Origin of the sequence: Tissierella carlieri (assembly GCF_018917285.1) — a bacterium.
Classification (GTDB): Bacteria; Bacillota; Clostridia; order Tissierellales; family Tissierellaceae; genus Tissierella; species Tissierella carlieri.
Map to the genome: position 1 here is coordinate 49529 of NZ_JAHLOH010000047.1, position 22558 is coordinate 72086.

The 22558-nt window shown below is 32.7% G+C and carries 19 protein-coding genes; 13 read left to right on the forward strand and 6 right to left on the reverse strand.

The window, feature by feature from the left end:
• Positions 1–159 precede the first annotated feature (159 nt).
• Positions 160–1032: a hypothetical protein gene (locus KQI38_RS16735; RefSeq protein ID WP_094898808.1), complete on the forward strand. Its 873-nt coding sequence runs from the start codon at positions 160–162 to the stop codon at positions 1030–1032.
• A gap of 62 nt (positions 1033–1094) precedes the next feature.
• Here KQI38_RS16735 and KQI38_RS16740 read toward each other — a convergent pair whose 3' ends face one another.
• The 5 genes from KQI38_RS16740 to KQI38_RS16760 form a co-directional block, all read right to left on the reverse strand.
• A complete protein-coding gene (locus KQI38_RS16740; protein ID WP_094898809.1) occupies positions 1095–2549 on the reverse strand; it encodes a nicotinate phosphoribosyltransferase in 1455 nt (484 codons plus the stop codon).
• Between the two features lie 655 nt (positions 2550–3204).
• Positions 3205–3468 (reverse strand): hypothetical protein, encoded by a 264-nt coding sequence (locus tag KQI38_RS16745; RefSeq protein WP_216561410.1) that lies wholly within the window; start codon positions 3466–3468, stop codon positions 3205–3207.
• A gap of 10 nt (positions 3469–3478) precedes the next feature.
• Positions 3479–5473 carry a ferrous iron transport protein B gene (gene feoB, locus KQI38_RS16750; RefSeq protein WP_216561412.1) on the reverse strand — a complete coding sequence of 665 codons (1995 nt, stop codon included), beginning with the start codon at positions 5471–5473 and terminating at the stop codon, positions 3479–3481.
• Positions 5474–5524: 51 nt separating this feature from the next.
• Positions 5525–5749, reverse strand: a complete 225-nt coding sequence (locus KQI38_RS16755; RefSeq protein ID WP_094898811.1) for a FeoA family protein — start codon at positions 5747–5749, stop codon at positions 5525–5527.
• 119 nt (positions 5750–5868) lie between these two features.
• Positions 5869–7581, reverse strand: coding sequence for a sigma-54 interaction domain-containing protein (locus tag KQI38_RS16760; RefSeq protein WP_216561414.1), 1713 nt, complete (start codon positions 7579–7581; stop codon positions 5869–5871).
• Positions 7582–7798: 217 nt separating this feature from the next.
• Here KQI38_RS16760 and KQI38_RS16765 point away from each other — a divergent pair, with 217 nt between their 5' ends.
• The 9 genes from KQI38_RS16765 (at position 7799) to KQI38_RS16805 (ending at position 17810) form a co-directional block, all read left to right on the forward strand.
• Positions 7799–8575, forward strand: coding sequence for an SDR family NAD(P)-dependent oxidoreductase (locus KQI38_RS16765; RefSeq protein WP_216561416.1), 777 nt, complete (start codon positions 7799–7801; stop codon positions 8573–8575).
• A gap of 21 nt (positions 8576–8596) precedes the next feature.
• Positions 8597–10000: an aminomethyl-transferring glycine dehydrogenase subunit GcvPA gene (gene gcvPA / locus KQI38_RS16770; protein WP_216561418.1), complete on the forward strand. Its 1404-nt coding sequence runs from the start codon at positions 8597–8599 to the stop codon at positions 9998–10000.
• Between the two features lie 21 nt (positions 10001–10021).
• Positions 10022–11584 (forward strand): aminomethyl-transferring glycine dehydrogenase subunit GcvPB, encoded by a 1563-nt coding sequence (gene gcvPB / locus KQI38_RS16775; protein ID WP_216561420.1) that lies wholly within the window; start codon positions 10022–10024, stop codon positions 11582–11584.
• Positions 11585–11599: 15 nt separating this feature from the next.
• Entirely contained in the window at positions 11600–12718 is a 1119-nt protein-coding gene (locus KQI38_RS16780; protein ID WP_216561422.1) for an ATP-NAD kinase family protein, read from the forward strand.
• 87 nt (positions 12719–12805) lie between these two features.
• Positions 12806–14263: a Na+/H+ antiporter NhaC family protein gene (locus KQI38_RS16785; protein ID WP_216561423.1), complete on the forward strand. Its 1458-nt coding sequence runs from the start codon at positions 12806–12808 to the stop codon at positions 14261–14263.
• Positions 14264–14478: 215 nt separating this feature from the next.
• A complete protein-coding gene (locus KQI38_RS16790) occupies positions 14479–16851 on the forward strand; it encodes a heavy metal translocating P-type ATPase (RefSeq protein WP_216561426.1) in 2373 nt (790 codons plus the stop codon).
• A 134-nt stretch (positions 16852–16985) separates the two neighbouring features.
• Entirely contained in the window at positions 16986–17192 is a 207-nt protein-coding gene (locus KQI38_RS16795; RefSeq protein WP_216561428.1) for a copper ion binding protein, read from the forward strand.
• 14 nt (positions 17193–17206) lie between these two features.
• Positions 17207–17476, forward strand: a complete 270-nt coding sequence (locus tag KQI38_RS16800; RefSeq protein WP_094898819.1) for a metal-sensing transcriptional repressor — start codon at positions 17207–17209, stop codon at positions 17474–17476.
• A 184-nt stretch (positions 17477–17660) separates the two neighbouring features.
• The gene (locus KQI38_RS16805) at positions 17661–17810 is read left to right on the forward strand and encodes an aspartyl-phosphate phosphatase Spo0E family protein (RefSeq protein WP_094898820.1); all 150 of its coding nucleotides are present in this window, start codon (positions 17661–17663) and stop codon (positions 17808–17810) included.
• A gap of 199 nt (positions 17811–18009) precedes the next feature.
• Here KQI38_RS16805 and KQI38_RS16810 read toward each other — a convergent pair whose 3' ends face one another.
• Complete coding sequence (locus KQI38_RS16810) at positions 18010–18405, reverse strand: helix-turn-helix domain-containing protein (protein ID WP_216561430.1); 396 nt, start codon at positions 18403–18405, stop codon at positions 18010–18012.
• Positions 18406–18559: 154 nt separating this feature from the next.
• Between KQI38_RS16810 and KQI38_RS16815 the strand changes: the two genes are divergently transcribed.
• From KQI38_RS16815 to clpB, 3 genes are all read left to right on the forward strand, one after another.
• Positions 18560–18712: an aspartyl-phosphate phosphatase Spo0E family protein gene (locus KQI38_RS16815; protein ID WP_216561432.1), complete on the forward strand. Its 153-nt coding sequence runs from the start codon at positions 18560–18562 to the stop codon at positions 18710–18712.
• Positions 18713–18830: 118 nt separating this feature from the next.
• Positions 18831–19766: a DnaJ C-terminal domain-containing protein gene (locus tag KQI38_RS16820; RefSeq protein WP_216561435.1), complete on the forward strand. Its 936-nt coding sequence runs from the start codon at positions 18831–18833 to the stop codon at positions 19764–19766.
• 115 nt (positions 19767–19881) lie between these two features.
• Positions 19882–22479 (forward strand): ATP-dependent chaperone ClpB, encoded by a 2598-nt coding sequence (gene clpB / locus KQI38_RS16825; RefSeq protein ID WP_216561437.1) that lies wholly within the window; start codon positions 19882–19884, stop codon positions 22477–22479.
• Positions 22480–22558 lie beyond the last annotated feature (79 nt).

Here is a 22558-nt window from a genome sequence, read left to right on the forward strand (position 1 = left end):
AGAATCTGCGATACTATAAAATGAATTAATAACTCTGGTCCTGTATTTATTTAAGCCTGAGATAACTATAATTAGTTTCAGTAAAGATGACATACTGTTGTCAAGTATTATAGATTATAATCATTATATACATGTTTTATATGTCAAGGAGGATTTATAATGAATGATGTTATTAGCTGGCTTCTCGAAGATGATACACCTGAAATAAAATATCGTACCATGGTTGAGTTATTGGATATGCCTAAGGATGATATATGTGTAAAAACAGCATATGATAAACTTATGAACTCCGATGCTGTTGCAAATATCATGATGAAGTTTGAGCTTGATAAAAAATGGGAGGACTATAATGCCTTTTCAGCACTTGCAGAATTTGGGTTAACAAGATATGATGTTAAAATTGATGAATACGTTGAGCGTATTATAGCTAATACAGGCTTTAAAATGCTATGCGGGGAAGGGTTTCTCCTTCGCAATCTAGTAGCCCTTGGCTATTATGATAATCCCATGGTTAAAGAGGAAATTCCAAAAGCATTTTCTGTGCAAAAATCTGATGGAGGTTTTGGATGTATAAGTAAAAGTAAAAAAATAAATGATCCTAAGCTACCTCATAAAAGCTGTATACGAATTACAGCGTCCTATCTTTTACTTGCAGCAGAGCTGAAAAAAATTGATGTTATTTTACCACAGAATAGTCAATTAGTTGATTATTTTATAGATCGTAATGTAGTATATCGTCATGATGATAATACAAGATTTGTTGTCAACGAAATGGCAGGAACTTTTTATCCCCTTGATCCTATAAAAATTGGATTACAAAGTAGTCTATATGCACTTGCAATTCTTGGAGCTGGAAATAGAGCAGGTTATATAAAGGCTAGAAAAATCTTAGAAAGTAAAAGGGATGATGAGGGCAGGTATCTTCTCGATAAATCATTATCAAAACCGTATTTCAAGATTGGGAAAATTGGCAGGCCTAATAAATGGATAACATTATATGCATTACTTGCTGATAAGCATAGTAAGGAATAAGATAAGAGGGAGATCCTATTGCGGCAAAATTTGCAGCAGAAGAGTCCCCTCTTAATGTTTCATTACCTATGTTTTTTTAGTAACTCATCTTTAATATCCCATAATGATTGAGATAAGTCTACAAAATATCTATGAGGTCTTTCAAATCTTTTAACTTCATCCCACATCAAATCTAATTGTTCTTTACAATATGTTCTTATATCATGAATATTTGGATTTTCATAAATGCAATGACCATTTTCAAATATCTGTACTAAGAGTTTCTTAACATAAAAATTCTCCAATGTTTTTCTCTTCCATGTATATAGAGGATGGAAGATTTCATAAGGTTTAGTCTCATCGATGATTTCATTGTGTAAAGTAATTACATCAGCGATAGCTTTATTTGTAGCCTTATCAAACAATCTGTAAACTTGTTTAAATCCTGGAGTAGTTATTTTACCTACATTTTCACTAACTTTTATCTTAGGTATAAGCTTCCCGTCTTTTTCTATTGTGGTTAGTTTATAGACACCACCAAAGACTGGCTGAGATTTTGCTGTTATAAGTCTTTCACCAACTCCAAAGGAATCAATTTTTGCACCTTGGATCAATAAATCTCTTATAACATACTCGTCTAAAGAGCTAGATGCTACAATATTGCAGTCAGAAAATCCTGCTTCATCAAGCATTTTACGAGCTTCTTTAGATAAATAAGCAATATCACCACTATCAATTCTAATGCCTTTTGGTCTAAATCCCAATGGTAAAATTTCTTCATTGAATACCTTTATTGCATTAGGGATACCTTCTTTTAAAGTGTTGTAAGTATCTACTAGAAGAGTACAGTTATTTGGATAAATCTTAGCATATGCCCTAAATGCATCTAATTCTGTAGGAAACATTTGTACCCAGCTATGAGCCATGGTTCCTAATGCAGGGATATCAAAATCCCTATCTACTATGGTATTAGCAGTTCCAATACAGCCCCCAATATATGCAGCCCTAGCACCTAAAATTGCCCCTTCATAACCTTGAGCACGTCTAGAACCAAATTCCATAACAGTTCTACCATCAGCAGCCCTAACTATTCTATTAGCCTTTGTAGCAATTAAACTCTGATGGTTTATAGTTAGGAGAACCATAGTTTCTATTAGTTGAGCTTGCACTACTGGACCTCTGACAACTACTATAGGTTCTTGAGGAAATATAGGTGTTCCTTCAGGAATAGCCCATACATCGCATTCAAACTTAAAATTTTTTAAATAGCTTATAAAATTTTCGGAGAAGATTTTTTTAGATTCAAAATAGGCAATATCTTCTTCATCAAATTTAAGATTTCTTAGATATTCTATTAGTTGCTCAACGCCAGCCATAATAGCAAATCCACCATCATCTGGTATAGTTCTAAAGAACATATCAAAATATGCAATCTGATTTTCCATACCATTTTCTAGATATCCATTGGCCATAGTGAATTCATAGAAATCTGCCAACATAGTAAGATTTTTTCTCTCTTTCCAATCCAAACTTATCATTTGTAGTCTCCTTTTTGTATATATTACCCTAATTATAGTCCTATAACAGAAAAAATTCAATAAAGGAAATTAACAAAAAATAATAGATGGGTAATTTCTTTTATTTTTAGAAACTACCCATCATTTAAAATAAAGCTTTTTGCAGCTACTCCAACCTAAACAATTTGGTTCAATTGCTAAATTCAATCTTTTGATACACTCCTTAACTTTGGACTAATGAGGGGTTAAAAAACTTACCACAACATTTACTATACTTCTACTACTAAAATCTTTATGAGATTTAAATGTTTTTCTTGTAGGAGCTTCTTTACGCTTCTACACTTCCAATCTTTGAAGGTTGGATAATATACAGAATATTTTTTCTGCATTTACTAAAGGATTACTTATTCGATTATCCTCAAATTTTTACCATTAATACTATACTAATCAAATACTAAATCGTTACTGCTGTTACTAACAAACTTCTAAATAGTTAGGCTGGAAGTAACTAAAGCTTTATTTATTTTAATTATATACCACTTCAGCACTTTAGTCAAGTGATTTGATAAAATATTTTAGTGATATATGTATTAATATTATACCCAGATATTTGATTTTAAACATAAAAGATAAAAAACTTCAATGAAATTTATATAATTTCATTGAAGTTAAATAGCTACATATTTTCTAATATCTTTTTCCCCTTATCTGTTATACTAATGGTCTTTATTGGGACTATATTACAGAAAGATTTCATTGAACAACCGCTGCATTTTGTTTCGCAGGTAGGGGATCCCATATCTTCAATAATATATTCCATTCTAGATAATTCTTTCACTGTCTCCTCAACTAAAGCTTCTGTTATATTTAAATTTTTTGCAATTAGAGGAATAGAAAACACTTTAGAACTAGATATTTCCTTCAAAACATTTTTAAGCATAAAGTTCCTCCTAAAAACCTAATAACCTACCAACCTGATAAATAATAACAGCAGCTATCCAACCTATAACAAAAGGATAAATCGCCATAAATATAGCCCATTTATTAGATTTAGTTTCCTGTTTTACAGTACCTATTACTGCTGCACAAGGAGTGTATAAAAGAGTCATAACCATAAATGAAATAGCAGTAAGAGGTGTAAATACATTTTGTAAAGCACCTACTAACTGAGAACCCTCAGATACACCAGCATAAACCATACCTAAGATAGCTACTACAGCTTCCTTTGCTGCTATACCAGCAAATAAACTAACCGTAGCTTGCCAAGTACCAAATCCTGCAGGTATAAATATTGGTGCTAAAATAGTACCTATTTTACCTAATATACTTTCTTGGCTATAAGGCTCTACTCCAAAAGGTAAAACCGATAGAACCCAAAGAAGAGAAACTACTACAAATATGATAGTTCCAGCTCTATGCAAGAAATCCCATACTTTATCCCACATGTCTCTTATAACATATTTAAATATAGGTAATCTATAAGGAGGTAGTTCCATAATAAAGTGAGAAGATTCACCTTTAAATAATGTTTTTGAAAATAACTTACCTACTAATAATGCCACTACTATACCTAAAGCATAAAGAGAAAATAGTACAATTCCTCCATGTTCAGGAAAGAATGCAGCAATAAATACTAAATAAATGGGCAACCTTGCTCCACAAGACATAAATGGGTTAATGAGTAGAGCAATCATCCTATCCTTTTTGTTATCCAAAGTTCTAGTAGACATGACTCCAGGAACATTACAACCAAAACCTACTATCATGGAAATAAAGGTTTTACCATGAAGTCCAAGTGATCTCATTAAGCCATCCATTACATAGGCAGCTCTTGCCATATAACCTGTATCCTCTAATATACCTATAAAGAAATATAATACGGTAATAAGAGGTATAAATTCAAAGACAGCACCTACTCCGCCAAAGATACCTTCAGAAAAGAAGGATTGTAACCACTCGGGAGTGCCTATCATAGCTAATAGGTTGACTGCATATTCTCCAATAGTTTCTATAATAGTTGCTACATAGCCACCAAAGATATCACCACCAATGACAAATGTCAACTGGAATATTACAAACATAATCAAAGCAAATATAGGAAGCCCTAAATATTTGTGGGTAATGATTTTATCTATTTTATCAGTCCTAGTCTCTATTATCCCAGAAGGTTTTTTTACAGATTTATTTACGATTTTACCAATAAAATCATATCTTTTATCTACAATTTCTAACTCATACTCTGTGGCCTTTTCTCCTAAAGAAATGAGTCTTTCTTTAATTGGATCTGGAGCCTTATTCTCTATAAGCCTGTAAATCTCTTGATCTCCTTCTAAAAGTTTTACAGCTATCCACTTAGTAGGATATTCTAAGCTTGAACTTTCAAGTATAGATCTTATGTCCTCAATTTCTTTATCAATATCCTCACCATAGCTAAATGTCAATCTAGAATCTTCATTTTCATTAATATATTGAATAGATTCTTCAATTAAGGTATCTAGACCTTTGTTCTTAGAGGCAACGGTGGGAATCACTGGAACTCCTAATTCTTGTGATAGTTTCTTCAAGTCTATTTCAATATTTTTCTGTTTAGCCTCGTCCATCATATTAAGAGCTATAACAACTTTAGTACCCATTTCAATCAATTGTGTTGTTAAATATAGATTTCTTTCGATATTAGTGGCATCAACTACATTGATTACAACATCTGGATTTCCCTTAAGTATATAATCACGAGCAACAACTTCATCTTCTGAATAAGCCCCAAGACTATAAGTGCCGGGTAAATCAACAACATTATATTGATTGCCTTTATATTTAAATTTTCCTTCTTTCTTTTCAACAGTAACTCCAGGCCAGTTACCAACATGTTGATTGGAACCAGTTAGAGCATTAAAAAGTGTAGTTTTTCCACTATTTGGATTACCTACAAGAGCAATAGTATTCAAAAAAATTCCCCCTTTAAATAATGATAATCATTATCAATAAACGATAAAAAATTAACGCTCGACTATAACATGACAAGCTAATCCACGGCCTAGAGCCAATTTGTTACCAGATAAATTGATAATAAGAGGGCCAAAATCATTTTTAATAACCCTAACACATGCGTTTTTATGAAGACCAAGTTCATATAACCTTTTTTTGGCTTTGCAGCATCCTGAAATTTCTTTAACTCTTCCGCATTCATTAGGCTTTAAAGAAACTAAAGATAAAGTACCCATAAATATCATCCTTCCAATTATGTAAAATAAATTATAATGATAATCATTATCAACATCAACATTAATAGTATAATGTATTTTCTTGATAAATGCAATAACTTTATTATGGGAAGTAAGTTTTAAAGCTCTAATTCTTTTAACTTTCTGTATAGAGTTCTAACACTAATGCCTAATTCCTTTGATGCTTTTTCCTTTCCCTTTAAATCCCAACCATACTTATCTAAAGTATTTGTAATTAAATTTGCTTCTTCTAGTGCTATTGATTCTTTTAAATCAATTTTTTTATTTACCGACTTTATTATTTTATTGGGGAGATTACTGAGTTGAATGGTTTCTGTGTCCTCTATATTCATTGCATATTCTATGGCATTTTCTAGTTCTCTTACATTTCCAGGCCATTGATATAATCTCATAATATCTATAGCTTCTTTGGAAATATTATTGATATTTTTCATTAGCCTTCCATTATATTTATCTATAAAATGGTCTATAAGTATGTCTATGTCTGCTAATCGTTCCTTTAATGAAGGTAAATGAATTGGTATTACATTTAATCTATAGAATAAATCAGCTCTAAAGGTATTTTCATCCATCATAGATTCTAAATCTTGATTGGTAGCGGCTATTACTCTGACATCTACCGGAATGGGCATAATACTACCTAATCTTTGTATAGAATTTTCTTGAAGGACTCTAAGTAACTTTGCTTGCAAATGTAAAGGAAGTTCACCAATCTCATCTAAAAATATGGTTCCCCCATTGGCCATTTCAAATATACCTAATTTACCGCCTTTCTTAGCACCAGTAAAAGCCCCTTCTTCATAACCAAAGAGTTCAGATTCAAAGAGGGATTCTGGTATATTGGCACAGTTTATTGGAATAAAGGGATTATTAGATCTATTGCTTGTATAGTGGATAGCTTTTGCTACTATTTCTTTCCCTGTGCCAGTGTCACCAGTTATTAAAACTGAAGAAGATGAATTGGCAATTTTCTTTATCTTTTCTTTTATATTTTTCATTTCATAATCCTTAGAAAGGATAGAGTCGAGATAATTTTCATGCATAGAAATCTTAGAATTATTTTTATCTCTTTCTAATTTTAAAATATAAGCTACTATTTCACCTTCAATCTTCAAAGGAGTTGAATGTAAAATTCCTTGAAAGCCTTCCATAACACAATGTTTTTTGCCCTGTCTAACTCCAGTAAATATCCAATTAGTAATATCTTTGGGAAACATAAGAGCTATAGTTTGAGTATAAAGGTCACAATAGGAAAATAAATCTTGAATGCCTTTATCCCAATAAATCAATAGGCCTCTGTTATCTATTATAAGATAGTTATATTCTATTTCTTTGACGATTTCATCAATTACCTTATGTAAAATTTGAGTATCTTTTTTTGAACTTTCGTTAAAGGCAAACATTGATATTAAATTAGATATATATTCTAATATATCCATATAATCACGAATGTTTTCTTCAATCATATTATGTCCTTCTTGAGAGAAGGAAGTGAGGCTTATTACTCCTATAGGCTCTCCATCTAACTTTATACAAGATAGAATTTCTATAGTTGAAGGACAATTATTGACAAATCTGCATCCTAGACAGGACATCATTGATCCCGGTTTGTTGACAATTACGTTCCCTTGATTTAAAACTTCTTCTATTGAAGCAGAATGAACATTTCTACCTTTTCTTTGTAAATAAACTTTTGTGCTGCTTACTAATTCGGCATTAGTATTAAATATAGCATATTCCATATTAGTTAAATTAGCCATTGTGGATACTATATTTCCTAAGTTAGGTTTTAAATTCTTTAAGTTAATCAAATTAAATCACCTGCCATGTTTGGCAAATAAATTGCCGTATTTGTCAATCAAGACAAACTAATTATATCATATTACCTTGATAAAGTAATTATAAAATTATGAGAAGTCTGAAAAAATGAGAATCCAGTATAATATACTTCCTACTTAATATCTTGGCACAATTTATGCAACAAAGAATATTAGAATATATCCAAAATCAATTAGAAAGGGGATAATTATGAAAAATCCATTAAACTTAGAGGGCAAAGTAGCGATTGTTTCTGGTGGAGCTTCTGGTATTGGATTAGGGACGGGTAAATTATTAGCTGAATATGGAGCAAAAGTTGTACTACTTGATATTAATCAAGAAAAAGGAGATATGGCAGTTGAGGAAATTACTAATGGGGGCAATTTTGCTATTTTCAAGAAATGCGATGTGACTAATAATGAAGACTGCAAAAGCACTATTGAATTTGTAGAAAAAGAACTGGGTAGAATTGACATATTATTTAACAATGCAGGGGTCACAGTTAGAAAGACGGTTGTAGACTTAACAGAAAAAGAGTGGGATTTTGTCATTGATGTAGGTCTCAAAGGTACATACCTACTTTCTAAATACACTATACCTATTATGGCTAAAAATGGTGGAGGAAGTATAATCAATACTGGATCAGGTTGGGGGTTAAAGGGTGGAGACAAAGCAGCAGCCTATTGTGCTGTAAAGGGTGGAATAGTGAACCTAACTCGTGCTATGGCAATTGATCATGGACCACAAAATATTAGAGTTAATTCTATAAATCCAGGAGATACCGACACAGCAATGCTAAGAGATGAGGGAAGACAACTTGGAGAAACAGAAATAGATACTTTCCTTGTAGAGTCAGCTAAGGGAAGGCCCTTAGAAAGATTAGGAGAACCTTTGGACATTGCAAAGGCAGTGCTATTCCTATGTAGTGATTTATCAACTTGGATAACAGGGGCTGCATTAGTTGTTGATGGCGGTGGAATTGCATAATAAAATTTAGGAGGTAGAAGTATGATAATACGTGGATTTAAAAATCATCCATATATTCCAAACTCAGATTTGGAAGTTCAACAAGAAATGTTAGAAGAAATAGGGTTGAAATCTTTAAATGATTTACATGTTGAGATACCAGAAGAGTTAAAGCTAAAAAGACCTTTGAATTTGCCAAAACCTTTTGAGTCGGAGTATGAATTAAAAAGGGCTATAGATAAAGTTTTAAAGAAAAATATATCATCTAAGGAATATTTAAATTTTCTCGGAGCAGGATGCTGGCAACATTACGTACCAGCTGTATGTGATGAGGTAAATAGTAGGTCTGAGTTTTTAACTGCTTATGCTGGAGAACCCTACAACGATCATGGTAGATTTCAAGCATTATTTGAGTATGAATCTTTGTTAGCTGAATTACTTGATATGGATGTGGTAAATGTTCCCACATTTGACTGGCCGCAGGCAGCAGCTACATCTCTTAGAATGGCTTCAAGGATGACTAAAAGGTCTGAGGCCTTAGTAGTAGGAACTATAAGTGCTGATAGGTTAATGATAATAAAAAATTATTGTGATCCAGGAGTTAAAATTACTTTAATTGATTATGATAGAGAAACTGGAAAAATGGATTTACAGGATTTGAAAAGAAAAATCTCTGATAATACTGCAGCGGTATACTTTGAAAATCCATCATATTTAGGCTTCATTGAAGATCAAGGAGCTGAAATTTCTAAAATAGCTCATGAAGCTGGTGCAATATCAGTAGTTGGAGTTGATCCAAGTAGTTTAGGAGTCATAGCTCCACCATCATCCTATGGTGCGGATATTATATGCGGGGATCTTCAACCTTTAGGTATGCACATGAATTATGGCGGGGGACAATCAGGATTTATTTCTACTAGAGATGAAGAGGAATTTGTAATGGAATATCCATCTAGATTATTTGGTGTAGCCCCAACTGTGAAGGAAGGAGAATACGGATTTGGAGATATAGCCTATGATAGGACTTCATTTGGAAACCTCAGGGAGAAGGGTAAGGAATATGTAGGTACTCAAACAGCTTTACTTGGTATTACTGCTGGAGTTTACTTATCTTTAATGGGACCTAACGGAATGTTTGAGTTAGGACAAAATATTATACAAAAGTCTTTATATGCTATTGAAGAATTATCTAAGATTAAGGGCGTTAAAGGCTCGAGATTTAATAATATTGGATTTAAAGAATTCATAGTTGATTTTAATGATACTGGTAAAACAATAAAGGAAATAAATAAGGAATTACTAAATGAAAGTATATTTGGTGGTAAGGACTTATCTGAGGAGTTCCCTGAATTAGGTCAATCAGCTTTATACTGTGTTACCGAAGTTCATTTAAAAGAAGATATAGATACTTTAGTAAATGCTATTAGAAAAATTGTTGAAGGATAATCTATAGAAAGGATTGATTAAATGAAGCGAATAAATAGAAACTCTAAGGTTAGAGATTTTCACCAAGCAAGATGGAATGAGCCAATTATATTTGAGCTAAGCCGTAAAGGTGAAAGGGGAGTCGTGGTTCCTAAAACAGAAGAATCTATAGTTAATCAGGTAGGAGATGGATTGTCTAAATTACCCTCATTTATGAGAAGAAAAGGACTACCTAATCTACCGGAGATAAATCAAAAAAGAGTTCTAATGCATTATCTAAGGCTTTCTCAGGAAACTTTAGGCGGAGATATAAATGTGGAAATCGGTCAAGGAACTTGTACTGTAAAATATAATCCTAAGATCAATGATAAAATTGCCAATACTGAAAAGATGATAGATTTACATCCTCTACAGGATGAAAGTACAGTTCAAGGCATATTGGAAGTAATCTATAAAACAGATGTGATTATGAGAGAAATTTCAGGTATGGATTATTTTAGTTTCCAACCCGGTGGAGGTTCTCAGGCTACTATGACTATGGCTTCTATTGTTAGAATGTACCATAGACTAAGAGGCGAAGAACATAAAAGGGATGAGATAATAACCACAGTGTATTCCCATCCTTCCGATGCAGCAGCTCCAGCTTTAAAGGGATATAAGATAATCACAATTATGGCTGATGAGAACGGACATCCTGATTATGAAGCTTTTAAGGCGGCAGTTAGTGAGAGGACAGCTGCATTTGTTGTAGCTAATCCTGAAGATACTGGAATATTCAATCCAAGGGTAAAGGAATTTACAGATTTGGTAACTAAGACTGGGGGATTAAATTGTTATGATCAAGCCAATGCTAATGGACTTTTTGGTATAGCTAGAGCAAGGGAAGCAGGATTTCACATGTGCTATTTTAATCTCCATAAATCCTTCGGAACACCTCATGGATGTGGAGGACCAGGTTCTGGAGCAATAGGGGTAATAAAAGAGCTAAGGGACCATCTGCCAAAGCCATTAATAGATTATGATGGAGAGAAATACTTTTTAGACTATAATTTAAAAAATAGCATTGGAAAAGTAAAAGCCTTCTATGGTACACCACAGGTTGTTCTTAAGGCATATGCTTGGATAATGAGTTTAGGAGCTGAAGGACTTTATGAGGTTGCTAAAATAGCATCACTTAACAATGCTTATTTAATTAAAAAATTACTAAAACACAAAGGGATAACACTTCCTTATAGACTAGATACACAAAGAATAGAACAGACTAGATATACTATAGAGACGATAACCGAAGATACAGGAATTACTTCTGGAGATGTAGCTCGTAGAGTAATGGATTTTGGGATGCATATCTGGTCAAGTCATCACCCATATTACATTCCCGAACCACTTACATTGGAACCAACAGAATCGCCTTCTAAGGAAGATTTAGATGAGTATGCATCGACATTACACCATATATTCAATGAAGCTTATGAGAATCCAGAAACAATCCATGATGCTCCACATAATAGCACTATTCATCAAGTAGATGAATCTAGCTTAGATGACCCAGAAAAATGGTGCCCAACTTGGAGAGTTTATCTTAGAAAGGCAAAAGCAAACTAAATTGGATGTGATAGTATGAAAACCATTGGTCTAATTATAAATCCAGTAGCTGGAATGGGTGGTAGAGTTGGACTAAAAGGGACAGATGGTAGAGAGATTTTAGATATGGCAATAGAGCTAGGGGCTGTGAAAGAAGCCCCTAGTAAGGCAGTTAAGGCTTTAGAAAAATTAGTGCCTATTAAAGAAGAATTATTAATCTTAACTTCTTCTTTTGATATGGGTGAGAACCAGTGTAAAGCCTTAGATTTTAATTACGAGATAGTTCATAAAACCAATAGTATAACTGATTTCTCAGATACCTTAAAGTCGGCTAAAATAATGGAAGAAAGGGGTGTTGAACTGATTATCTTTGTAGGTGGGGATGGTACTGCTAGGAATATTTACGAGGCTGTAGAGGATAGAGTAACTGCATTAGGTATCCCAGCAGGAGTAAAGATTCACTCGCCTGTCTATGGGAATACACCAGAATTAGCAGGGAAATTAGCTTTGATGTATTTGAGTAATGGCAGCTTTCATACAAAAGAGGAAGAAGTTATTGATATAGACGAAGAATTATTTAGAAATAATCAAGTAAAAACACAACTCTTTGGATATTTGAAGGTGCCTTATAAAAAAGAATTATTGCAGAATAAAAAAGCGCCAACTCCTTTAGAGGAAGAAGTAAGTCAAAGGGCAATAGCATTAGATATTATAGATAATATGAAAAAGGAGATATATTATTTAATAGGCCCAGGTACAACTACTAGAGCTATTATGGATGAATTAAATTTACCTAATACTTTATTGGGAGTAGATATAATTAAGGATAAGACCATAATTAAACTAGATTGCAATGAAAGAGACATTTTAGATATCTTGGATGATAAAAAAGGAAAGTTAATCATCACTCCAACAGGTGGTCAAGGATACCTTTTGGGAAGAGGAAATCAACAGATAAGTTATAGGGTACTAGAAAAGCTTGGAAAAGATAATATTTTAATAATATCTCCTAATTCTAAAATAGTAGATTTAAAAGGGAGGCCTCTTTTAATATATACAGGGGATGAAGTTACTGATAAGAATTTGGCAGGATATTATAGAATTAAAGTTGGATACGGAATGGACATCATATATAAGGTTTCAGGAGTATACTAATGAAACCTTATTTTACAGCTAGAAATTTCAGAAGATTTGGAAAATTGGTTGTATATTAACAAGCTTAAATTATAAGGAGGTTATATAATGGCAATTGTTAAACTAACACCTATATTTTTACTAGCTGGTTTAATGATATCGGGTATGGACTTGGTGATGGCAGCTCCATTAGCTACAATTTATGCTGGATTAGTGGCTGGTTTTACTGAAAAACATAGATATGATGAAATAATGGAAAATGGTTTCAAGGCTGTAAAGGAAATGATTCTTGTATTCTTTATTCTAATGTTTGCATATGCAGTAGCAGAAACCTTTATGGCCACAGGAGTTGGAGCTTCAATTATAATAATCTCTCTAAAACTAGGAGTTACTGCTAAGACAGTAGCTGTAGTTGGATTTGCAGTTACATCACTATTATCTATAGCTACAGGAACTTCTTGGGGAACCTTTGCATCCTGTGCCCCTGTATTTTTATGGCTTAATCATATAGTAGGAGGCAATATTTTACTTACAACGGCTGCCATAGCCGGAGGGTCATGTTTTGGAGATAATATTGGATTAATTTCAGATACTACAGTTGTTAGTTCAGGCTTGCAAAAAGTTACCGTAACGGATAGAGTCAGGCATCAAGGGGTTTGGTCAGGTTTGGTGCTATTGGTATCTGGAATAATAATATATTTAGTTAGTCTTTCAATGGGTTTACCTAATACAGTAGGTAGTGCAGCTGAAGCTATTAATTCAATACCAGTTGATGTGTTTGAAAGATTAGCAGAAGTTAGACCTGCTGCAGTTACATTGTTAGAACAGGTAAAATCAGGGGTTCCTTATTACATGGTTATACCAATGTTTCTTGTAATAGCTATAGCATTTAAGGGTGTCCCTACAATGATCTGTCTAGGTATTGGAATTATCTCTGCACTGATTTTTGGATTAGCTGCCGGTACTGTACAATCTCTGAATAGTTTTTTAGAATTAGTTCAAGCTGGATTTGAATCTGCAGGTAGCTGGTCTGTAGTTATGATGCTTTGGATAGGTGCTTTTGGTGGTATTATGAGTAGTATTAAAGCATTTGAACCAATATCTAAATTTGTACTTAAGATTTCTAAATCAGTTAAACAGCTAATGTTCTATAATGGTGTTCTTTGTTTAATTGGTAATGCTGCCTTAGCTGATGAAATGGCTCAAATAGTAACAATAGGACCAATAATAAAGGAAATGACCGATGAAAATGTGGAAGCATCTGAGGAAGATATGTATAAACTTAGATTAAGAAATTCAGCATTTTCAGATGCAATGGGAGTATTTGGATCTCAGCTTATCCCTTGGCATTGCTATATGGGATTTTATGTAGCAATATGTATGGCAGTTTATCCTCTACACGAGTTTAATGCATTAGACATTATTAAATATAATTATATGGCAATAGTAGCTGTGGCTTCAATGTTAATTCTTACATTGACAGGTTTTGATAGATTTATTCCACTATTCAAGTTGCCATCGGAACCACAAGTTAGCTTAAAGAAAGAGAAACAAGCAATATATTAGAAAAATGAAATAGTTTATTTATTGGGTATATTTAATGGCTGGCTTATGCTTGTATTGGTTATACTTAGAAGACCTCTGAAAATTATAATTTTTAGAGGTCTATATCTATTTTATCAATGATATTTTAAAATTTTATTGACAAAATAGATATAGAGGCATATAATATAAGTATACACCCCCCAGGGGAGGGGGTAAAGAGGTTAAGGAGTGATATAATGACAGCCAAAAAAATAAGTATAGATGTAGTAGGTATGACCTGTGCAGCTTGCTCTACTAGGGTAGAGAAGGCCCTATCAAAACGAGAGGGAGTAATTTCTGCCACAGTAAATCTACTGGCTAATAAAGCAGCTATTGAATTTGATACAGATAAGGTCAAGCCAGAGGATTTAATTAAAACTATAGAAAAAACAGGGTATGAAGTTCCCTTAGTTAAAAAAACTTTAATTGTAGAAGGTATGACTTGTGCAGCTTGTTCCACTAGGGTAGAAAAAGCATTAAATAAGCTAGAGGGAGTAGTTAAAGCTACTGTAAATTTATCTACTAATAAAGCCACAATAGAATATCCATCTGGTGTAATAGATGAAGATATTTTAGTTAAAGCTGTAGAAAAAGCAGGATATAAGGCAGAGCTAGAGGTGGAAAGAGACTTAGATAGGGAAAAGGAAATGAGAGAAAAGGAAATTAAATCTCTAAAGACTTCCTTCATCATTTCAGCAATTCTTAGCTTACCTTTATTTTCAGCTATGTTTTTTCATATGGCTGGAATTCATACTATTTTAACTAATGGATGGTTTCAATTAATTCTTGCAACTCCTGTGCAATTTCTTATAGGTTATAGGTTTTATAAAGGAGCCTATAACTCTTTAAGAGGTGGAGGGGCTAATATGGATGTTTTAGTATCCATGGGAACTTCAGCAGCCTATTTTTATAGTATATATAATCTTATAATAGGAGTTCATGAATATTATTTTGAAGCTTCTGCAGTTATTATAACTTTAATACTATTAGGTAAAACTTTTGAAGCGGTTGCAAAGGGAAAAACCTCAGAGGCAATAAAAAAATTAATGGGCTTGCAGCCTAAGACAGCAAGAATTATAAAAGATGGAGTAGAAATGGATATACCTATAGAAAAGGTAGAGATTGGAGACATTATAGTAGTTAGACCAGGAGAAAGAGTCCCAGTAGATGGAATTATTGTTGAAGGAAATTCAGCTGTAGACGAATCCATGATTACAGGGGAAAGTATTCCAATAGATAAAGCTATAGATGATGAAGTAATAGGAGCTACTATAAATAAATTTGGTACATTTAAGTTTAAAGCAACCAAGATAGGTAAGGATACGGTATTGTCTCAAATAATTAAACTTGTTGAAGATGCTCAAGGTTCAAAGGCTCCGGTTCAAAGACTGGCAGATAAAATATCAGGTATATTTGTTCCAATAGTTGTAGTCATTGCTTTGGCAACGTTCTTAGGATTCTATCTTATAGGAGGAAATTTTAATATAGGACTTATAAACGCAGTTGCAGTTTTAGTTATAGCTTGCCCATGTGCTTTAGGTTTAGCTACACCTACGGCTATTATGGTAGGGACAGGTAAGGGTGCTGAAAATGGGATACTGATTAAATCGGGAGAGCATCTAGAGAGAGCTCATAAAATGGATACAATAGTATTTGATAAAACGGGTACAATAACTAAAGGCGAGCCAGAGGTAACAGATATCATTTCTTTTAATGATATAGATAGAGATGAGATTCTTAGGATAGCCGCATCAGTAGAAAAAACTTCAGAACATCCTCTAGGGCAATCCATCGTAAAAAAGGGTGAAGAAGAGTTATTGAGATTATCAGAGCCTGAAAAATTTATGGCAGTTCCAGGTAAGGGACTTAGAGCTACCTTTGAAGGAAAAGAAGTTCTTGTTGGTAATAGAAGGCTAATGGTTGATAATAATATTTCTATAACAAACGGAGAAGAGACTCTATTAAAATTAGAAGAAGAAGGAAAAACTGCAATGTTATTATCCTTGGACAATAAATTATCTGGTATAATAGCAGTAGCAGACCAAATCAAGGAGACATCAAAGAAAGCTATAGAAGAGTTAAAATCTATGGGCTTAGATGTATATATGATAACAGGAGATAATGAGAGAACAGCACAAGCTATAGCTAAGGAAGTAGGTATAACAAATGTACTGGCAGAAGTATTACCAGAAAACAAAGCAGAGGTAGTAGAAGAAATTAAATCAAAAGGTAAACATGTAGGAATGGTTGGAGATGGAATCAATGATGCTCCAGCTTTAGCAGCAGCAGATGTAGGATTTGCAATAGGGACAGGAACAGATGTGGCTATGGAAGCAGCAGATATTACTTTGATGAGAGGAGATTTATCCGGAGTAGTTACAGCTATAAGGCTTAGCCATAAAACTATGAAGACCATAAGGCAAAATCTATTTTGGGCATTTTTCTATAATAGTTTAGGGATACCTTTTGCAGCATTAGGATTCCTAGACCCAATGATAGCAGGTGCAGCTATGGCATTTAGTTCAGTTTCTGTAGTTACAAATTCACTAAGACTTAAGAAATTCAAGTAAAATTCACAATTCACGGTTCACAATTCACAATTAGGAGAGTGAAAAATTAAGGTAAAAGACCCCAAAAACTTGCTTTAACAATTGTGAATTGTGCATTGATAATTGTGCATTGATTAAAATGGGAGGAAAGAAAGATGAAAAAAACATTATTGGTAGAAGGTATGTCCTGTGGACATTGTGAAAAGGCAGTGAAAAATGCATTAGGAGAATTAGATGGAGTATCAAAGGTAGAAGTTGATCTTGCAACTAAAAAAGTAGAGGTTGAAGGAGAAGGGCTAAATGACATCCTCATAAAAGGAGCTATAGAGGATGCAGGATATGAGTTAATAGAAATAAGGTAGAAAGTAGTGATTCTATGAGTGAAGGTAAAAAAAGAGCAGCAGCTAAGTTAAAGACTGCTAGAGGACAAATAGATGGCATAATAAAAATGCTAGAAGATGATAGGTACTGTGTAGATGTTTCTACACAGATCCTATCCGCTATCGGACTTCTGAAAAAAGCAAATATAGATATATTAAATGGACATATAAGGTCCTGTGTAGCAACTGCGATCTTAGAAGGTGAGGAGCAAGGTGAAGAAAAGATAGAAGAAATAATAAATATTATAGATAAATATATAAAATAAATAAAAGACATAAAACAACCTGTATTTTGAGAAAAGATACAGGTTGTTTTATAATGAATAGGAAAGTTGTATTTTTGTCTTTTTTGTTTTAGAAAATATTTGTTAAAATATAATAAAAGGTATTGTACGTACATATACTTTGCCGTATAATGTTAATAATATCAGTGCATATGGGAGGAAGAAAATGAAAAGAAAAATAAATAAAATTAGGGAAAAATTATATAAAGAGATGCAGTCTAAAGAAATGGCACATGAAAATATAATCGAAATAAGCGAAGAATTAGATCAACTTATCATTAAATATTATAAAGAAGAGACAGAATCACAAGAATAAGAAAAATTATTATATAAATTAAGAAAAATATTGATTTTTCCCTAAAAAAGATTCTAGTTAAATCAAAGGCCAAAGAAGATTAAAATATTCAAACTAATGTTGTATGTATTGATGAATTTTAATAATAACTATTAATTTCATAGTGTAAACAAATAAAAGAGATATTATAATCTCTTATTTTTGTTTAACATTTTGATAGTTATTTTCTAACAGAAGGTAAAATAAGTTTACAAACATCTTTTATAAGAGATAGTTGTTCTTTAGAACTACCTTTTAAGACATTCAGCAATTCCTTTAATTCATCATCAATGGACTCTTTATAAATATCATCAAAAGCCTCTGAAATACATATATTCTCCATATAATAGGTATACCCATACAGGAGATAATCTACTGATACATTTAAAACATTGGATATGTTCACTAATGTATCGACACTCATTTTACGATCTCCTCTTTCAAGTTGACCGATATAAAATGACGATAATCCAGTTATTTCAGCAAATCTTTCTCGAGATAGTCCTAATTTTTCTCTTTCCAATCTAATTCTTAGTCCCACATCTTTATAATTTAACGTCTTTTTAGTTTCATCCATTTTTGCCACCTCAATAATACTGTATACATTTCTTCGATTTAACTAAATTGGCTAATAGCATATAAATATTATTGCCTATATGCATAAAAAACATTGTATTGCACATAAGTCTTATTATATAATAAATACAATAAACTTTATCGGGGGGAAGAAAATGAAGAATAGAATTGATGAATTAAGGGAACATTTACATCAAACGATGGAATCTAAAAACTATGAGAAAATGCTAAAGGTAAGTCAAGAATTAGATGAACTAATTGTGCAATATTTTAAAGAAAAAAATTGCATAGAAAAGGGCAAAGATTAACGAGTTATATTAATAGATATTATATTGATTTTTTTTAACAAAATAGGTATAATTAAATTAAAGGTCAAAGAAGGTCAAATGAATTTGACTATTTAATTATAAAAAGGGAGCAGATTTTATGGAATATAAGGATTATTATAAAATACTGGGAGTAGAAAAAAACTCATCTCAGGATGAAATAAAAAAGGTATATAGAAAATTAGCTAAGAAATATCATCCAGACTTAAATCCAAACGATCCTAAAGCTCAAGAACGATTTAAGGAAATAAATGAAGCGTATGAAGTATTAGGTGATGAAGAAAAAAAGAAAAGATATGATACTTTTGGCTCTGGATATAACTTCACCAACGGACAGAATTTTGACCCATCTCAGTATGGGTTTGATAACTTTGGAAATGGCTATAGTTACACTTATACCACATCTGGAGGAGATTTTAGTGATTTCTTTAATATGTTCTTTGGAGGAGGAGGGAATCAAAGGACTAGTGGGAGAACAGGTGGTTTTGACTTAGGAAACTTATTTGGTGGAGGTAGAAAAACTACAAGAAAAGAAGTACCATCCTATGAGTCAGAATTAAATATTACCTTAGAGGAAGGTTATCATGGAGGTACTAAGAATATTACCATTAATATAGGCGGAGAAAATAAATCCATGTCAATAAATATCCCAAAAGGAATATTGCCCGGGAAAAAATTGAAGGTTAAAGGTGAAAAATGGGGAATAAAGGGAGATGTTTTATTTAAGATAAACCTTCTAGAGGATGGAAAAAATAGACTTGATGGATTAGATATAGTATCAAAGTTGGACTTGTTTCCATGGCAGGCTGCCCTTGGAGATAAAGTAGTAGTGTCTACCCTAGATGGAAAAATTAAAGTTGATATTCCTAAATCTATTTCGTCTGGTAAAAAAATTAGAATACCAAGAAAAGGGTATATAGATATGAAAGGAAATAAGGGAGATTTATATATAGAAATAAATATAATAAATCCACCAAGCCTTACAGAAGAGGAAGTTAAACTGTATGAGAAATTGAAGGAAATATCGAGAAAATAGTTAAAAGTAAAAAGTGAATAGTGAATAGTTTAAAGTAAGAATTTTGGGTCTTTAATCTTTTCAACTATTAGTTATTCACTCTTCACTATTAGTTGCATTTAAGGGAGGGAGAAATATGGATTTAAACAAATTTACACAAAAATCTTTAGAAGCAGTGCAGAATTCACAAAACATGGCCATAAAAAATGGAAATCCACAACTAGAAGAAATCCATATTCATTATGGCCTAGTGACACAAAATGATGGACTAATCCCTAAGGTATTATCGTACATGGGAGAAAATCCAGAGTTAATTAAAATGGATGTGGAAAGAGAAATAGATAAGTTACCAAAACAATCTGGTAGTGGAGGATCTATATATCCTAGTAGGATTTATACCAAAGTTCTATTGAATTCTGAAGAAGAGGCGAAGAAATTTGGAGATGAATATGTAGGAGTCGAGCATATTTATATATCGCTTCTCAAGGAAAAGGCAACAGCTTCAGAGAGAATATTTAATAAATATAATATCAACTTGCAAAGATTTCTGGAAGCTTTGAAAAAAATAAGAGGAAATCAAAATATTACCTCTGACAATCCAGAGGCTACCTATGAAGCATTGACTAGATTTGGAAGAGATTTAGTAGAAGAAGCTAAAACTGGAAAAATTGACCCAGTTATAGGTAGAGATAGTGAAATACGAAATATAATCAGGATACTATCTAGAAGAACTAAAAACAATCCAGTTTTAATAGGAGACCCAGGAGTAGGTAAAACAGCCATAGTAGAGGGATTGGCTCAAAGGATAGTTAATGGGGATGTACCAGAAGGGCTAAAAGATAAAACGATATTTGCCTTAGACATGGGAGCTTTAATAGCTGGTGCTAAATACAGGGGAGAATTTGAAGAAAGATTAAAAGCAGTGCTATCTGAAATAGAAAAATCAGATGGTCGGATAATAATGTTTATAGATGAATTACACAATATAGTAGGTGCTGGTAGAACTGATGGGGCAATGGATGCATCTAATCTTCTAAAGCCTATGTTAGCAAGGGGAGAGGTTCATACCATAGGAGCTACAACCTTAGATGAATATAGGCAATATATCGAAAAAGATGCAGCATTAGAGAGAAGATTTCAAAAGGTATTAGTTACAGAGCCAACAGTGGAGGATACTATATCAATACTTCGAGGACTTAAAGAAAAATATGAGATACATCATGGAATAAGGATATCTGACGGTGCTGTAATAGCGGCAGCAACTCTTTCCGATAGATATATATCTGATAGATTTTTACCTGATAAGGCAATAGACTTGATGGATGAAGCTTCAGCTATGATAAGAACCGAGATAGATTCTATGCCTGTAGAGCTTGATGAAACAAGAAGACGAATACTTCAATTAGAGATAGAAAAATCAGCATTAAAGAAAGAAACTGATGAAGGATCTAAAATAAGACTAGAAAAACTGGAAAAAGAATTATCAAATTTCAAAGAAAAGTATGATATTATGAAAGCCCAATGGGAAGATGAGAAAAAGAGTATATCGAAGGTCAAAGAAGTTAAAGAAGAAATAGATAGAGTAAAGAGACAAATAGAAGAGGCAGAGAGAAAATATGATTTAGAAAAACTATCTCAATTAAAATATGGAACTTTAGTGGAATTAGAGAAAAAACTACAAGAGGCAAATGAAAAGAATGAAAAAGATGAGAGGATGCTAAAGGAAGAGGTCACAGAAGAAGAAATAGCAGAAGTTGTGGCTAAATGGACTGGAATACCAGTATCGAAATTAGTTGAGACAGAAAGAGAAAAGCTTCTATCATTAGGTGAAATTCTTCATAAAAAGGTAATAGGTCAAGATGAAGCAGTGGAATCTGTAGTGGATGCTGTAATTAGGGCAAGGGCTGGAATGAAACAGTTAAACAGACCTATAGGGTCTTTCATATTTTTAGGTCCAACAGGAGTAGGAAAAACAGAGTTATCAAAGGCTCTAACTTCATCTTTATTTGATGATGAAAGAAATATGATAAGGATAGATATGTCTGAGTATATGGAAAAACATTCTGTATCAAGACTTATAGGAGCACCTCCGGGATATGTAGGCTATGATGAAGGAGGACAACTAACAGAGGCTGTAAGGAGAAAGCCTTATTCAGTGATTTTATTTGATGAAATAGAAAAGGCTCATCCAGATGTATTCAACATATTGCTTCAAGTATTAGATGATGGAAGATTAACTGACAACCAAGGTAGAACAGTTGATTTCAAAAATACGGTTATCATAATGACTTCTAATATAGGTTCGTCATATTTACTTGAAGGTATAAGACCAGATGGAAGCATAGATGAATCAGCAAAAGATAAAGTAATGAATGAAATGAGAAGAATGTTTAGACCAGAATTTTTAAATCGTGTGGATGAAATTGTAATGTTCAAACCATTGCAAAGAGATGAGATATTTAAGATAATAGATCTTCAAATAGAAGAAATTAGCTCCCGCTTAGAAGATAGACAAATATCCGTAGAGCTAACAGATGAGGCAAAAGACCTTATCCTAAACAGAGCTTATTCTATCCAATATGGAGCAAGACCAGTTAAAAGATTCTTGCAAAAATATCTTGAAACAGAAATTGGCAGAATGATTATTAGAGGAGATTTGAAGGATAAGGATGATGTCATAGTTTCATGTGATGAGCAGGGCAATTTAAAAATAAGTTTAGAAACTATTAAATAAACTATGAACTATATTAACTTGGTACAATTATAAAATAGATTTTATAATTGTACCAAGTTTTTTAAATTCAAGGGTAAAA